We start from the raw sequence: 15,698 nt of genomic DNA on the forward strand, positions 1-15,698 counted from the left end.
TTTCAGGGCTACATAGGTTAAGCCACTGTTCCCGCTGGAAATCTGGAACGCGCAAGCCCATTGCCCTGTTCGCAATATCAGCCGCGGTTGGCGAAGGGCGTCGCGGCACCTAGACAAGCGCGCGCAAGACAGCCCGCAGTTCAAGAAGGCAGGGAATCCAGATGGCGAATTGGGTCTACAAGTTCGGCGGCGGCAAGGCCGATGGCGGCACAGGCGACAAGAACCTTCTCGGCGGCAAGGGCGCGAATCTTGCCGAAATGGCCGGGATCGGTCTGCCCGTCCCGCCCGGCTTCACCATCACCACCGAAATGTGCACCCGCTTCTACGAACTGGGTGAGACCTTCCCCGACGATCTGACGCCCGAAGTCGAGGCCGGCCTCGACCATATCGAAACGATCACCGAAAAGCGCTTCGGCGCGCCGGAAAACCCGCTTCTCGTCTCGGTGCGCTCGGGCGCGCGCGCCTCGATGCCGGGCATGATGGACACCGTCCTCAACCTCGGGCTGAACGATGCCACCGTCGAGGGGCTGGCCCGCGCCGCGGGCGACGAACGCTTCGCCTGGGACAGCTATCGCCGCTTCATCCAGATGTATTCCGACGTCGTCCTCGGCCTCGATCATTATCTGTTCGAGGACGCGCTCGAGATCGCCAAGGAGGACAAGGGGTACGCGCTCGATACCGAGCTGACCGCCGAAGACCTGAAGGCGCTGGTGCGCCGCTATCAGGAGATCGTTGCCGAGGCGCAGGGCGACCCCTTCCCGCAGGATCCGCAGCAGCAGCTGTGGGGCGGCATTCGCGCCGTCTTCGCCAGCTGGAATACCGAGCGCGCGAAAGTCTATCGCCGCCTCAACGACATTCCGCATGACTGGGGCACCGCCGTGAACGTCCAGGCCATGGTCTTCGGCAATATGGGCGACCGCTCGGCGACCGGCGTGGCGTTCACGCGCGACCCCTCCACCGGCGAGAACGCCACTTACGGCGAGTTCCTGATCAATGCGCAGGGCGAGGATGTCGTCGCCGGCATCCGCACGCCGCAATATCTGACCAAGGCCGGAAAGGACGCCGCGGGCGCCGACAAGCCCTCGATGGAGGAGGCGATGCCCGAGGTCTATGGCGAGCTCGCCAAGGTCTTCGACCTGCTCGAATCGCACTACCGCGACATGCAGGACATCGAATTCACCGTCGAGGAAGGTACGCTCTGGCTGCTGCAGACGCGCACCGGCAAGCGAACCGCCAGCGCCGCGCTCAAGATCGCCGTCGATATGGCCGCCGACGGCATCATCTCCGAGGAAGAAGCCGTCTGCCGCATCGACCCGAAGGCGCTCGACCAGCTTCTTCACCCCACGCTCGACCCCGACGCCAAGCGCGACGTGATCGCCACCGGCCTTCCCGCCTCCCCGGGCGCGGCGGCCGGCGTCATCGCCTTCACCGCCGACGAGGCCGAGCGCCGCGCCAGCCTTGGCGAGGACGTCCTCCTGGTCCGGATCGAGACCAGCCCCGAGGACATTCACGGCATGCACGCGGCCACCGGCATCCTGACGGCGCGCGGCGGCATGACCAGCCACGCCGCCGTGGTGGCGCGCGGCATGGGCCGCCCCTGCGTTTCTGGCGCTGGCACGCTGCAGGTCGACCGCGACGCGAAGACGATGACCGTCGGAGGCCGAACCTTCAAAGAGGGTGAGCTGCTCACCATCGACGGCGGCACCGGCGAGGTGATGGCGGGCGAGGTCGCGACCGTTCAGCCCAAGCTCGCCGGCGATTTCGCGACGCTCATGGGCTGGGCCGACGCGCACCGGCGCATGAAGGTGCGCACCAATGCCGAAACGCCGGCCGAATGTCGCACCGCGCGCGAATTCGGCGCCGAAGGGATCGGCCTCTGCCGCACCGAGCACATGTTCTTCGACGCGGGCCGCATCACCTCCGTGCGCGAGATGATCCTCGCCGAGGACGAAAAGGGCCGCCGCGCCGCCCTCGAGAAGCTGCGCCCCGAACAGCGCGGCGATTTCGAGCAGATCTTCCGCGTCATGGCGGGCCTGCCCGTCACGATCCGCCTGCTCGACCCGCCGCTGCATGAATTCATGCCGCAGGACGATGCCGACTTTGCCGAGGTGGCGAGCGCGTCGGGCCTGGCCGTCGACAAGCTGAAGCGCCGCGCGGCCGAACTTCACGAGTTCAACCCCATGCTCGGCCATCGCGGCTGCCGCCTTGGCATCACCTACCCCGAAATCTACGAGATGCAGGCGCGCGCCATCTTCGAGGCGGCGCTCACCGTCTCGGCGGAGGACGAGGCGGTCCTTCCCGAAATCATGGTGCCGCTGGTCATGAGCCCCGGCGAACTGGCGACCATCCGCAAGCTGATCGAGAAGGCTGCAGAAGAGGTGTTTGCCGAAATGGGCAGCCGCATCGACTATCTGGTCGGCACGATGATCGAGCTGCCGCGCGCCGCCCTTCGGGCCAACGACATCGCCTCGCACGCCGAATTTTTCAGCTTCGGCACCAACGACCTGACGCAGACCACTCTCGGCATCAGCCGCGACGATGCGGGCCGCTTCCTCGGTCAATATGTCGACAAGGGGCTGCTACCGCGCGATCCGTTCGTCTCCATCGACGAAGCGGGCGTGGGCGAACTGGTCGAGCTCGCCGCCGAGCGCGGCCGCGCCACCAATCCCGACATCAAGCTCGGCATTTGCGGCGAACATGGCGGCGACCCGGCCTCCATTGCCTTCTGCGAGAAGACCGGCCTCGCCTATGTCAGCTGCTCGCCTTACCGCGTACCCATCGCCCGGCTTGCGGCGGCGCAGGCCGCGCTTCGCGCCCAGAGATAGCATGGCCGTTATCGGTGCCGTTGCCCCGACCCGGTGGGGGCGGCACCGAATCGCGTCGCGGCACCGCTCCACGGCCGGACTAGCGGCTTCCTCCGAGCCCCGAATCTTATCGGCAGCGTAATTAATTCGCGCACAAACTCCTGCTGAAAAGCATAGGTTCTACGCGCCAACTGCCTGCTCCCCCTAGGGAAAACGGGTAACATTGCAAAACATGCAAAGTCGTTAGAGGCTTTCGCAATTGCGACAAAGGCCGGTCATCGGCCATCCAATAGTCGTCCAGCAGGACAATCCTCCCCAAGGATACATTCTGGGCCGGTGCTTCTCGCACCGGCCCTTTTTTTGTCTGGAGAAGATTGGCGAGCCCGGGTCCGCGCGGCGTCGCGGCCCGGCCTAATGCCCCGCGTCGGCGCTCGCTTCCTCAAGCACCCAGTCGCGGAACTTGACGATCGACTGGCGGCTGCCCGAGGCCGGGCGAATGGCGATATAATAGCTGTACGGCGTGGGGATTTTCTCGCCGAAAGGGCGCTCGAGGCGCGGTGTCTGGCCGGGATAGAAGGCAACCATGTCTTCCAGCACCAGCGCGACCCCCAGGCTCGCTTCCGCCGCCGAGACCATCACCGGTCCGCTGTCGTACGTTTCCAGCCGGCGGCCGGGCGGCTCGGCCAGGCTCATCCCCTCCAGCCAGGACGGGAGCAGCTGCTCCAGTCCCGAATGGACGAGCAGCGTCTGGTCCTGCAGCCGGTCGACCACTCCTTCGCCGGGGGGAACGAGACCCGGCGCCGCCACCGCGGACACGGCCTGCGGCTTCAGGATCTGCATGTCCGGCCGCGCGGCCGCGTCGCTCGCGAACATGATGACCGCGTCCAGGCTGATGCCCAGCTTCGCGCGCGGCGAGCCCGACGAGTCGAAGCTGATGCGGATGTCGGGGTAGCGTTCGCGAAAGCGGTGCAGCCGCGGCATCAGCCAGGCGCCCGCAAATGAGGGCGGCACACCGATGGCAATACTGGGGTCGCTGTCGCCGTTCACCGTTTCCAGCGCGCCGACCAGCGCGTCATATGGCTCTTCGATCAGGCCGAGGAGCTGGCGCCCCGCCTCGGTCAGCTTCAGCTCGTGATGGCGGCGGTCGAACAGGCGCCGGCCGGTATGCGTCTCGAGCGCCTGCACGCGCCGGCTCAAGGCCGAGACCGACAGGTTCAGTTCCTTGGCCGCCTCCGTCAGGGTCCGGCCCCGGGCGGATGTGATGAACGCCTCCAGGGCGCCTGCTGGGGGTAACCGTCTCATGCTCCTCGCGAGCTCTCCTTCGCGCGCACTGCGCCTTCACGCCTCCCCCTCAAAGGCAATCGTCTCAGAATTGCTGCGCTGCAACAAGCGCTATCATGTTCGTCCCCGCCCATTGTACCGGCGATCCCCTGTCCCGCACGGCTTCCGAACCACAATTCGGCCAGCGACCTCTCTACAATGAGGGGAGTTTGCAAAATGTGCAAGGTGGCGCTCGTCAGTTTCAATTCTCACTCAAATCGAACGGGCGTATGTTGCAACGCACAAGACGAGTGAAGGGAGTCTCACGATGAAGACCTGGATTTATGCAGCTGCGCTGGCAGCGACCGTTTCCGCAACCGTTCCGGCCGTCGCCGGTGGCCCGCTGGACACGCGTCGCTTCAGCTTTACCGACGAAGCGACCGGCTACCACGTCACGGCGCGCAAATCCGCGGTCGGCACGCTTTACCTGCGCGGTGAGCACCCCGCCACCGGTGAGACCTTCAAGCTGACCGTCTCGCGCGACGGCCTGGTCGAGGGTACCTGGGAAGGCGAAACCGTCGCCTACACCATCGACGAGCAGAAGTATCAGGAGCTCGCCTCCCGCTAAGGCTTGAGAACGGCGCTTCCGACAGGCGGCGCCGTTCCTCGCACCCCGCTGCTTGCGGGGCCGGACCGGCTGGCATAGGCGAACGGTCATGCCGACCGTTTCCCAGACGCTGGTCAAGGCGCTCGGCGCCCAAGGCGTCACCCGCGTCTTCTGCGTTCCCGGCGAATCCTATCTCGCCGTGCTCGATGCGCTCTACGACGCGCGCGACGACATCGATCTCATCACCTGCCGCCACGAGGCTGCCGCCACCAACATGGCGGAGGCAGAGGCAAAGCTGACCGGCCGCGCCGGCGTCGCCATGGTCACTCGCGGCCCCGGCGCCACCCACGCGTCGATCGGCATACACACCGCCTTTCAGGATTCGACCCCGCTTGTCCTGTTCGTGGGCGATGTCGGCACCGACATGGCCGGCCGCGAGGCCTTTCAGGAAATCGACTATAACCGCTATTTCGGCAGCTTCGCCAAGGCGGTGATCGCTCTCGACAGGCCGGCGCGCACGCCGGAACTTCTGGCCCGTGCCTTCGCGCTTGCGGTGTCGGGCCGCCCCGGGCCGGTTGTCGTGACCCTGCCCGAGGATCTGCTCCTCGCAGACGCGCCGCCAGCTCTCGCCGCTCCCGCGCTGCGCCCCGAACCCTCGCCCGATGCGGGCGCCGTGGCTCAGCTTGCCGCCATGCTCGAAACGGCGGAACGTCCCGTACTCTGGCTCGGCGGGCCGGACTGGACGGCCGACGACCGCGAGCATGTCCGCACCTTCGCGGAGGCCGCCAACGTCTCCGTCGTCACCTCGTGGCGGCGAAAGGCGCATTTCGACAATGGCCATTCCCACTATGCCGGCGAGCTCGGACTGGGCGCCAATCCGACGCTCGTCGAGCGCGTGACGTCGAGCGACCTGATCATCGCGCTCGGCACGCGCCTCGGAGAAGTGACGAGTCTCGGCTACACACTGCCCGCCGTGCCGCAGCCCGGCCAGCCGCTCGTACACATCCATCCCGATGCAGGTACGCTCGGCGATGTGCGCCGCCCGGCTCTCGCCATCCAGTCCTCCAGCCGCCTCGCCGCCAAGGCGCTGGCCGAAGTCGGCTATGTCATCGACGGCAGCGCCCGTACCGACTGGGTTGCCTCCGCGCGGGCAGACTATGAGGACTGGACCCGGCCCACCGACGTCGAGTCGGGGGTCAATCCGGCCGCTGTGATCCACCAGCTGTCGGAAGCCCTGCCTTCCGGGACCGTCTTCGCGAACGGCGCGGGGAATTTCGCGGGCTGGCTGCACCGCTTTCACCATCACCGCGAGGTGGGCACCCAGCTCGCGCCGACCTCGGGCGCCATGGGCTACGGGGTCCCGGCGGCGATCGCGGCCGCACTCGTTACCGGAAACCGCAGCGTCTGCGTCGCGGGAGACGGCGATTTCCTCATGTCGGGGTCGGAGCTTGCAACCGCCGTCCGGTACGGCGCGAAGACGCTGTTCGTCGTCATGGACAATGGCCAGCTCGGCACCATCCGCATGCATCAGGAACGCGACTTTCCCGGCCGGCAAAGCGGCACCGGCCTCACCAATCCCGATTTCGCGGCCTATGCCGCCAGCTTCGGCGTCCCCGGCTGGACCGTCGAGAGGACGGAGGATTTCGCCGCCGCACTCCGGGAGGCGCTGGCCGTCGACGGGCCCGCCCTCATCTGCTGCCGCACCGATCCGAGCGAGATCGCCCCCGGCAGGCGCATCTAGCGCCTAGCCGTCATTCCCCGCCTGCCCGGAGACGGTGCCGGCGCCTTGCAGGTCCGCCCCTTCAGCTTCGGTTCGTCGAACCCATCGCGCCGGCCCACCACGGCGATCGGCTAGGGTCGTCGGTCCGAAGCCAGCAAGATGGACCTGCCCAGGCATTCAGGGTCTTCGGCGACATAGATGACCGTTTGAAAGCCCCCGTCGCGAAACCGGCGGTCATATTCTTCTGGCGCCAGGCTGGCATGGTAGACGCTCTCGCCTGCGACCGTCCCCGTGACCTCTCCTTCGCCGGTCCCGACCGTCAGCATGATCGCCCCGCCGGGCAGGGTGAGTCGGCACAGCTCAGGAATTGCCAGTCGCTGTTCGTCGACCGACAAGTGGAAAAAGCCGTCCCAGCTATAGATACCTCCGAAGGTCTCGCGCGGCGGCAGCGTCTTCATGTCGCCGACTCGCCAGTCGGCACCTGGATAATTCTCGCGCGCAAGCCCGATCATCGCCGGCGAATAGTCGATGCCCGTCAGTGTGAACCCCCGGTCCAGCAAATAGCCGGCAATCGGAACCCCGGACCCGCATCCGAGATCGAGGAGGCTACAGCCTGCGGGCACCGCCGCGATGAAGCGGTCCAGCCAGGGCTTCTCGTAAAGACTGGTCAGCCGCGCCCTGTTCCAATGCGCGGCGTTCCGCTCGTAAACGCCGTGGGTCGCCTGCCTCGCTTCACGCATATGATCGGGGCTGTGCCGCATGACCGGTTGATAGCCATGGACGCGGCGCGGCTCCACAGCCCGTTCGCGATCCCGGGCCGCGATGGCCGGACAGGCGCTCGGACGCGCCCGACCGTCTAGGCCTTTCTCGGCAGGGCCATCTGCGATGGCCGGTCGCCGATCACCCATCTGGGGCCCGCGCCCTTTTCCCGTGCTGCGTCTTCAGGATTCCAGAGGGCGCATGTCTTCATCGACAGGCAGCCGCAACCGATGCAGCCGTCCAGATTGTCGCGCAGCCGCGTCAGCCGCTCGATCCGCCGGTTCAGATCTTCGCGGATCGCTGCCGCCAGCTTCGCCCAGTCCTTTGCGTTCGGCGTGCGCCCATAAGGCAGCGAGGCCAGCGCGCCGCGAATGTCCTCCAGGCTGAGGCCGAGTTGCTGCGCGATGCGAATGAAGCTGAGGCGGCGGATGTCGGCGCGAAGGTAGCGGCGCTGGTTGCCGCCCGAGCGCATCGGCGTGATCAGGCCTTCCTTCTCGTAGAAGCGGATCGCCGAAACGCTCGCGCCCGTCCGCTCGGCCAGCGCACCGATAGAGATGATGTCCCCCGGTTTCAGGGCCATGCCGCCACCTTTCCCGTCCCATTGCTGCCTGACCCGAGGCCGTAACGCAAAAACACCTTGACCTCAATGAAGGTTTAGGTTGCAGAGAATGGAGCGGCACCGAGTCGAAGCGCATCGAAATCCATCGATCGCTGTCGACGCACAAGGAAAGGACGCCGCCATGACAGAACGAACCGCAAGCTCCGAGACCAACCCCGCGCCTGCCGCACTGCTCGAACATGTGAATTACACCGTAGCCGATCCGGGCCGCACGGCGTCGATGCTGCAGGCCGTCTTCGGCTGGACGCGCCGCTGGGAGGGGCCGTCCATTTCCGGCGGTCGCACCGTCCATGTCGGCACGCAGGACCGCTATGTCGCGCTGTTCTCGAAGGGGGAGCGCGGCGCCAGGCCGGACAACTACGCCACGCCCGGCGGGCTCAACCATCTGGGAATCGTCGTCGAGGACCTCGGAGCGGCCGAACGTCGTGTTCGGGACTACGGACTGAAGCCGCATTCCCACCAGACCTACGATCCCGGCAGCCGCTTCTATTTCCACGACGCCGACGGCATCGAATATGAGGTGGTCAGCTATGGCTGAGCCACCTGCACGGGGCGCCCCGACGGGCGCGTTCAGGCGGGAATGTTGATCGTAAAGCGCGTCTCGCTCTCGTCGGAGGCCACTTCCAGCCAGCCGCCATGCGCCTTTGCGATTTCGTTCGAGATGTAGAGCCCCAGCCCCAGGCCCTGCTGACTGCTGCGCACCTGCGCGCGAAAGAAGGGCTGGAACAGCATCTCGCGCGTCTCCTCCGGGATGGGCGGGCCGGCGTTGCAGACCGAAATGCGCAGGCGCTCGCCGTCCACCTTGGCCGCCACGCGCACCGGCTCGTCCGCCGATCCGTGAGTGACGGCATTCCCGAGGAGGTTGGATACGACTTCCGTCAGCCGCGAGACGTCGCAACGCACCGTTTCGTCCAGGTCCAATTCGGTCTCGAACCGGAACTCGGGATTCACCAGCGCAACCTCGTGCACCACCTGGGCGATGCTGTCGTTCAGCCCGTTGGTCTCGACCTGATTCAAACCGATCCCGTCGCCCAGGCGCACGCGGGCGAAGTCCATCATGTTGTCGATAAGTTCGGACGCGCGGTCGGCGCTCAGCCGCATCTGCCTCACCACGTCCATCAGCTTCTCGTCGTCGATGCGTCGCTCGAGCACCGACAGACCCGATGTCATGGCGGCCACCGGGTTGCGAAGGTCATGGCCCAGGATCGCCAGGAACTGCTCGCGCAGGTCAGCCTCCACCTGCTGATCCTCGATAATCTCGGCGCGGGCCTTGTGATCGGTGACGTCGCGTACCGTGCAGACCAGCCGGTCGCCTTCCGGCACAGCCACCCAGGACAGCCAGCGATAGTCGCCCGTGCTGGTGCGATACCGATTCTCGAGGCGAAGGACCGGATCGCCGTGCACGGCCTGCGCGAACGCCTCCTCGGACCGCTCGATATCGTCCGGATGCAGGAACTTCGTGTACGCCGCACCCAGCATCTCGGCGCGGGTCCAGCCGAGCGCCGCCGACCAGGAGGGATTCAGCGCGACGAAGCGCCCTTCCAGGTCGAGCACGCACATCAGGTCCGGCGTGACGCGCCATGTCAGGCTGGCCTCGCGCGTATCCTGGCTCATCGACTTCCCTTCCCGCTGCGCCGGCGCCTTATCACGTTCAAACCGCTGCACGAAATCGGCACCCCGGCGGCCGGTTTGGGTCTATGGGCGCTTCAGGCGTTCGACAAGCTTTCCGACCGTGGCACCCTGCACCAATACGGAAAAGAGCACCACGACGAACGTCGCCATCAGGAGCGCATCGCGCAAGGGCCCCGAGGGCAGCGACAGAGCGAGTGCGATGGAAATGCCCCCGCGCAGGCCGCCCCAGACCAGGATCGGATAGGCGGGCCGGTCCAGCTTCTTTACCGGCCGCAGCACGAGGAGCGGCGCGCCGACCGCCAGCGCCCGCGCCAGCAGCACGAGCGGCAGCGACATCAGGCCGAGGAAGAGCAGCGAGGGCGCCAGGGTCAGCACGATGACCTCCAGCCCGATCAGGAGGAACAGGACGCTGTTCAGCATCTCGTCCAGCAGCTCCCAGAATTTCAGCAGATAGTCGCGGGTGGTATCGCTCATCGCATAGGTGACGCCGTGATTGCCGATCAGCAGCCCCGCCACCGCCATCGCCACCGGCCCGGCAAAATGGAGATGCGACGACAGCGCATAGCCGCCCATGACGACGGCCAGGCTGATCAGCACTTCCAGCGCATATTCGTCGATCGCCGCCATTGCCTTGTAGGCGAGAAACCCGGCGACCAGGCCGACCAGAATGCCGCCGCCCGCTTCGATGGCGAACAGTTCCGCGCCCGCGGCCAGCGAGAAGTCCGCGCCCGACAGCGCTGCCGACAGGATGATCGAGAAGACGACGACTCCGACGCCGTCGTTGAACAGGCTTTCGCCCGCCACCGTGGCCTGCAGCGTCTCGGGTACCTCCGCGCGCTTCAGGATGCCGAGCACGGAGACCGGGTCCGTCGGGCTGATCAAGGCGCCGAACAAGAGGCACCAGATGAAGGGGACGTCCACCCCCGCTACCCCGGCGAGGAAGAAGAAGCCGGCCCCGACGATGAAGGTCGACAGGATGACGCCGACGGTCGACAGCACCAATATGGGCAGCCAGCCCTTCTTCAGCTCGTCGAGATCGACGTGCAGCGCGCCCGCGAACAGCAGGAAGCTCAGCATGCCCTGCAGCAGCGTGTCGGAGAAGTCGAGAGACACCAGGAACCGCTCGACATCGTCGTCGAAGGTCACGCCCGGCAGCAGGTAGTTTGCCGCCATCAGGATCAGCGAGGCTCCGGCGCCCATCACCGTCAGGCCGATGACGTGCGGCAGCTTCAGCAGCCGGTGATTGAGATAGCCGAGCAGCGCAGCCGCGACGATGACGATAGAGGCGGCGTCGAAGGGACTGAGGGTGGCGGCGGTCTCGTGCATCCCCCCTCTTAACCCGGCCTCGCGCACGATCACCCCGTCGCGCGAATTATTCCAGGGTTTCGGCAGCTTCGGCGATTGCCGTCCACACCCGGCCCAGGTCTGCCTCGTCGATACAATAGGGCGGCATGACATAGACCGTATTCCCCAGCGGGCGCAGCAGGATCCCCTCGCCGCGGAACCGGCGCATCAGCCGCGGGGCGAGGTCCGACAGATAGCTTGCCGCCTCACCGCCTAGGTCCAGCGCCGCGATGGTCCCGCACCAGCGCACGTTGCGCACTGCGGGCAGAGCCTCCAGCGCCCGCGCATGGTCGGCCTGCCGCGCCGACAGGTCGCGAATTCGCGCTTCGACCGGCTCGCTTTTCCAGATGCCGATATTCGCCGCTGCCGCCGCGCAGGCCAGCGGGTTCGCGGTGTAGCTCGACGAGTGGTAGAACATCTTCGCGCGGTCCTCTGACAGGTGCGCCTCATAGATCGGCTCCGCCGCCATGGTCACCGCCAGGGGAACGGCGCCGCCGGTCAGCCCCTTCGAAAGGCACAATATGTCGGGAACGACCTTCGCTTGGTCGCAGGCGAGCAGCGTGCCGGTGCGGCCCCAGCCGGTCATCACTTCGTCGGCAATGAACAAGACGCCGTGCGCGGTGCAGATGCGGCGCATCTCGGCCAGTAGCCCGGCGCCGTACATCAGCATTCCCCCGGCACCCAGCACCAGCGGTTCGACGATGAAGGCCGCCGCGCCCTTGCGACACTCCGCTTCCAGCGCATCGAGCGTCTCCTGCCCGTTCCCCTCCGGAAACGGCACCCGGCCGACGTCGAACAGCAGCGGGTCATAGGGTGCGTTGAACACTCCGCGGGCGCCGACCGACATCGCGCCGATCGTATCGCCGTGATAGCTGTGTTCCATCACCAGGATGCGGTGCCGGCCTTCGCCCCGATGCGCCCAGAAGCCCAGCGCCATTTTCAGCGCCACCTCGACGCTGGTGGAACCGGAATCCGAAAAGAACACGCGCGTCAGCTCGTCGGGCAACATGCGGCGCAGGCCCGCCGCCACCGTCTCGGCCGGCTCGTGCGTCCAGCCGGCGAAGATGATCTGGTCAAGCTGCTGCGCCTGCTCGGCGATCGCGGTCATGATCTTCGGGTGGCAGTGGCCGTGCGTCGTGACCCACCAGGAGGAGATGGCGTCGATCAGGCGCTGCCCATCGCGCGTATGAATCGCCGCGCCCTCCGCGCGCACGACTTCGGGAATGTCGTCGCCCAGCCCATGCTGGGTGAAGGGATGCCATATGGGCTTGTCGCTCATGTAAACTCGCCGATCCGGAAATTCTCGTCGAAGGCGCGCGCAAGCGCCGCGGGGGTCAGCGGATCGAGGCGCGGCAGGCGGCCGAGGCGGCGCACCTGGCCGATACGGCAGATCGCCTCCTCGCTGTCGGGGACGGCCTCGCCAATAAAGGCGATCCCGGCAATGGGCACCCCGCGCCGGCGCAGCGCCTCGACCGTCAGCAAACTATGGTTGATCGTGCCAAGCTCCGTCCGCGCGGCGATGATCGCGGGCAGGCCCCAGCGCGCGAACACGTCGGCGAACAGCATCTCGCCCGCCAGCGGCACCAGCGCTCCGCCCGCACCCTCGACCACCAGCGGCCGCTCTTCCGGCAGCGCCAGCCGGTCCGGGTCTATCGTCACACCGTCGATGCGCGCCGCGACATGGGGCGCACAGGGCGTCGACAGGCGATAACCGTCGGAAAGCACCCGGTGGGGCGGAAGTTCGGCCAGCCGCGCGACCCGGTCGCGGTCGCCGCCATCTTCTTCCAGGCCGGCCTGCACCGGTTTCCAGTAATGGGCGTCCAGCGCGCGCGTCAGCGCTGCCGCGAAGACGGTCTTGCCGATCTCGGTATCGGTGCCGGTCACGATGAAGGCGGGTCCCGTCATGCCGGCCCCGCCTGAAGCACATCGGCCAGCGCCTCCGCCAGCTCCCCGATATCGTCGGCGCTGCTGTTCAGCGTGATCGAGATGCGCAGCCGCGCGGTTCCGGCGGGCACGGTGGGCGGACGGATCCCGCGTACGTCGAAGCCGCGCCGTTGCAGCTCACCGGCGGCGCGCATGGTCCGCACATCGTCGCCAAGGAGCAGCGGAATGATCTGAGAGGAGGTGCGAACCGCGCCGAGCGGGACCAGAAGCCGCCGTGCCTCTGCGCACAGGTCGGTTAGACGCTCGCGCGGCTCGTCCTCGTCGGCAACGATGCGCAGGCTTTCGCGTACCGCGCGCGCCATCAGCGGCGAGGGCGCCGTGGAGAAGATGAACGGCCGGGCGCGGTTTACAAGGAAGTCGGTCACCACCGCGGGGCCGCTGACCAGCGCGCCCTCGCATCCCAGCGCCTTTCCGCAGGTATGCAGGAAGATCGCGTTTTCCCGCCCGGCAAGTGCCGCCGCCAGCCCGCGCCCTCCCGGACCGAACACGCCGGTGGCATGCGCCTCGTCCAGAAGCAGGATTGCCTCGTGCCGGTCCGCCACAGCGGCGAACTCCTCCAGCGGGGCCCGGTCTCCGTCCATGCTGTACAAGGTTTCGGCGACGATCCAGGACCGCCCCGTTCCGCCCGCTGCCCGCCATGTGGAGATAGCCTGCTCCAGCGCATTCGCATCGTTATGGGCGAAGCTCTCTGCCGGGGCGCGCGACAGGCGCATGCCGTCATGCGCGCTCGCATGGACCAGGTCGTCGTGGAAAATGCGGTCGCCGCGCTGGGGCAGCGTTCCGAGCAGCGCCATGTTGGCGGCAAAGCCAGAGCCGAAGAACAGCGCCGCTTCGCAGCCGAACTGGCGCGCCGCGTCGGCCTCCAGAGCTTCATGCTCTGAATGATTTCCCCGCAGGAGGCGCGATCCCCCCGACCCGGCCGGAACCCCCTCGTCGATCGCCGCGCCAAGGGCAGCGCGCAGCCGCGGATCCTCCGCGAGCGCCAGATAGTCGTTCGAGGAAAAGTCGCGCCCTGCCCGCACGGCAAGGGCCCGCCGCCGCCCGCGCGACGACAGCGCTTCCAGGTCGGCGGCCTGCTGCGCGAAATAGGGCTGGGCGGGGCGGTCGGTCATAGGGGTGCGGAAGCGGGCTCCGTGACGAGGGCGAGGTCCGCGCGCTATAGGTGGGCGGGGTGCCTGACGCCAACCCGTCCCGCCAGCCCCTCACCTCGAACCCCCTGGACGCCCCGCCCCCTGGACGCCCCGCCCCCTGGACGCCCCGCCTCCGCGCGCCATCTTGACCCGCTCGCGCCCCGGCCCTATGTGCCCCTCCGCTTACTTAGCGAAGCGGACATTGAAGATACCCGACGTCCACCGTTTCTGAACGGGGGCGCCGCCGGCCAGCGAAGACTCGCCCGCCGGCGTTTTTTGCGTTGGGCCTATATGATCCGCACTCGCGACTGGAGACACGTTTGTTCGAGAGCCTTTCAGACCGCCTTGGCGGCGTATTCGAGAAGCTGAGAGGGCGCGGTGCGCTCGGCGAGGCCGACGTGCGCACGGCAATGCGGGAAGTGCGCGTTGCGCTTCTCGAGGCCGACGTCGCCCTGCCCGTCGCGAAGGATTTCATCGCCCGCGTGACCGAGCGCGCCATCGGCGCCGAAGTCACCAAGTCCGTCACGCCCGGCCAGCAGGTCGTCAAGATCGTCTCCGACGAACTGACGACGATGCTCGGCGGCGAACAGGCCGATCTCGAACTCGCGGTCACGCCGCCCGCCGTCATCATGATGGTCGGCCTGCAGGGCTCGGGTAAGACGACGACCACCGCGAAGATCGCAAGGCGCCTGAAGGAAAAAGAGCGCAAGAAGGTCATGATGGCGTCGCTCGACGTCAATCGGCCCGCCGCTCAGGAGCAGCTGCGCGTGCTCGGCGAGCAGGTCGACGTCGCGACTCTCCCCATCATCGAGGGGCAGCAGCCCGTCGACATCGCGAAGCGGGCGCTTCAGGCAGCCAAGCTTCAGGGGTTCGACGTCCTGATGCTCGATACCGCGGGCCGCCTCCATGTCGACCAGCCGCTGATGAGCGAGATGCAGGCCATCGGCGAAATCGCGGCCCCTGCCGAGACGCTGCTCGTTGTCGATGCGCTGACCGGTCAGGACGCGGTGAACGTCGCCTCCAGCTTTACCGAGCAGGTGCCGCTGACCGGCGTCGTCCTCACCCGGATGGACGGCGACGCGCGCGGCGGCGCGGCGCTGTCGATGCGCGCCGTCACCGGCCGTCCGATCAAGTTCATCGGCACCGGCGAGAAGATCGACGCGCTCGAAGCCTTCGATCCCGAGCGGGTGTCCGGGCGCATCCTCGGCATGGGCGACGTCGTCAGCCTGGTCGAAAAGGCCGCCGAGGTCGTCGAGGCCGAAGAGGCCGAGAAGATCGCCAAGAAGTTCGCCAAGGGTCAGTTCGACATGAACGACCTGAAGCAGCAGCTTCTGCAGATGCAGAAGATGGGCGGCATGGGCGCGCTGATGGGCATGATGCCGGGCATGGGCAAGATGAAGGCCCAGGCCGAGGCCGCCGGCGCCGACGACAGCATGCTCTCGCGCATGATCGCCATCGTCAATTCGATGACGCCGAAGGAGCGCGACAAGCCGCAGCTGCTCAATGCGAAGCGCAAGATCCGCATCGCCAACGGCTCGGGCACGACGGTTCAGGATGTCAACAAGCTCCTGAAGATGCACAAGGAAATGTCCACCGCCATGAAGAAGATCAAGAAGATGGGCGGCATCAAGGGCATGATGAAGATGCTTGGCATGGGCGGCGGTGCCGGCGGGATGGGTGGCGGCATGCCCGACCCCGCAGAGCTTCAGAACATGATGGGCGGCGGGCCCGGCGGCACGCCGCAGCTCCCGCCCGGATTCGACAAGTTCAGGAAGTGAAGGCGGGCAAATTCATCGTCCCGGCGCAAACCGGGATCCGATCTCAACTTGTAAATGTGGAAACGGAATCCCGGCCCCGGCCGGAAGAGAAATCGAAGGAA

At 67.0% G+C, this 15,698-nt stretch carries 13 protein-coding genes; 5 read left to right on the plus strand and 8 right to left on the minus strand.

Features of this window, described 5'->3' with window-relative positions; all coding sequences use genetic code 11:
- Positions 1 to 161 precede the first annotated feature (161 nt).
- A complete protein-coding gene (gene ppdK, locus KCN53_RS01175) occupies positions 162 to 2,825 on the plus strand; it encodes a pyruvate, phosphate dikinase (protein ID WP_088711834.1) in 2,664 nt (887 codons plus the stop codon).
- Positions 2,826 to 3,215: 390 nt separating this feature from the next.
- On the opposite strand, the gene KCN53_RS01180 is transcribed toward ppdK, so the two are convergent.
- Positions 3,216 to 4,106 carry a LysR substrate-binding domain-containing protein gene (locus KCN53_RS01180; RefSeq protein WP_088711833.1) on the minus strand — a complete coding sequence of 297 codons (891 nt, stop codon included), beginning with the start codon at positions 4,104 to 4,106 and terminating at the stop codon, positions 3,216 to 3,218.
- A gap of 286 nt (positions 4,107 to 4,392) precedes the next feature.
- Between KCN53_RS01180 and KCN53_RS01185 the strand changes: the two genes are divergently transcribed.
- Positions 4,393 to 4,692: a hypothetical protein gene (locus tag KCN53_RS01185; protein WP_088711832.1), complete on the plus strand. Its 300-nt coding sequence runs from the start codon at positions 4,393 to 4,395 to the stop codon at positions 4,690 to 4,692.
- Positions 4,693 to 4,780: 88 nt separating this feature from the next.
- Positions 4,781 to 6,412 carry a thiamine pyrophosphate-dependent enzyme gene (locus KCN53_RS01190; RefSeq protein WP_088711831.1) on the plus strand — a complete coding sequence of 544 codons (1,632 nt, stop codon included), beginning with the start codon at positions 4,781 to 4,783 and terminating at the stop codon, positions 6,410 to 6,412.
- Between the two features lie 110 nt (positions 6,413 to 6,522).
- Here KCN53_RS01190 and KCN53_RS01195 read toward each other — a convergent pair whose 3' ends face one another.
- Positions 6,523 to 7,188: a class I SAM-dependent methyltransferase gene (locus KCN53_RS01195; protein ID WP_224199281.1), complete on the minus strand. Its 666-nt coding sequence runs from the start codon at positions 7,186 to 7,188 to the stop codon at positions 6,523 to 6,525.
- Between the two features lie 59 nt (positions 7,189 to 7,247).
- Positions 7,248 to 7,730, minus strand: coding sequence for a redox-sensitive transcriptional activator SoxR (soxR, locus tag KCN53_RS01200; protein ID WP_088711829.1), 483 nt, complete (start codon positions 7,728 to 7,730; stop codon positions 7,248 to 7,250).
- A gap of 160 nt (positions 7,731 to 7,890) precedes the next feature.
- Between soxR and KCN53_RS01205 the strand changes: the two genes are divergently transcribed.
- A complete protein-coding gene (locus KCN53_RS01205) occupies positions 7,891 to 8,307 on the plus strand; it encodes a VOC family protein (protein WP_088713358.1) in 417 nt (138 codons plus the stop codon).
- A 32-nt stretch (positions 8,308 to 8,339) separates the two neighbouring features.
- On the opposite strand, the gene KCN53_RS01210 is transcribed toward KCN53_RS01205, so the two are convergent.
- The 5 genes from KCN53_RS01210 to KCN53_RS01230 form a co-directional block, all read right to left on the minus strand.
- Positions 8,340 to 9,383, minus strand: coding sequence for a sensor histidine kinase (locus KCN53_RS01210; RefSeq protein WP_088711828.1), 1,044 nt, complete (start codon positions 9,381 to 9,383; stop codon positions 8,340 to 8,342).
- An 81-nt stretch (positions 9,384 to 9,464) separates the two neighbouring features.
- On the minus strand, positions 9,465 to 10,727 hold the full coding sequence (locus KCN53_RS01215; RefSeq protein WP_088711827.1) for a cation:proton antiporter: 1,263 nt from the start codon (positions 10,725 to 10,727) through the stop codon (positions 9,465 to 9,467).
- A gap of 46 nt (positions 10,728 to 10,773) precedes the next feature.
- Entirely contained in the window at positions 10,774 to 12,024 is a 1,251-nt protein-coding gene (locus tag KCN53_RS01220) for an adenosylmethionine--8-amino-7-oxononanoate transaminase (RefSeq protein WP_088711826.1), read from the minus strand.
- The gene (gene bioD / locus KCN53_RS01225; RefSeq protein ID WP_088711825.1) at positions 12,021 to 12,650 is read right to left on the minus strand and encodes a dethiobiotin synthase; all 630 of its coding nucleotides are present in this window, start codon (positions 12,648 to 12,650) and stop codon (positions 12,021 to 12,023) included. Before bioD ends, KCN53_RS01220 begins: the two co-directional genes overlap by 4 nt.
- Positions 12,647 to 13,801, minus strand: a complete 1,155-nt coding sequence (locus KCN53_RS01230) for an 8-amino-7-oxononanoate synthase (RefSeq protein WP_088711824.1) — start codon at positions 13,799 to 13,801, stop codon at positions 12,647 to 12,649. Before KCN53_RS01230 ends, bioD begins: the two co-directional genes overlap by 4 nt.
- Positions 13,802 to 14,139: 338 nt before the next feature.
- Between KCN53_RS01230 and ffh the strand changes: the two genes are divergently transcribed.
- Positions 14,140 to 15,597, plus strand: coding sequence for a signal recognition particle protein (gene ffh / locus KCN53_RS01235; RefSeq protein WP_088711823.1), 1,458 nt, complete (start codon positions 14,140 to 14,142; stop codon positions 15,595 to 15,597).
- Positions 15,598 to 15,698: the final 101 nt, after the last annotated feature.

Origin of the sequence: Pacificimonas aurantium, assembly GCF_020092905.1 — a bacterium.
GTDB lineage: Bacteria > Pseudomonadota > Alphaproteobacteria > Sphingomonadales > Sphingomonadaceae > Pacificimonas > Pacificimonas aurantium.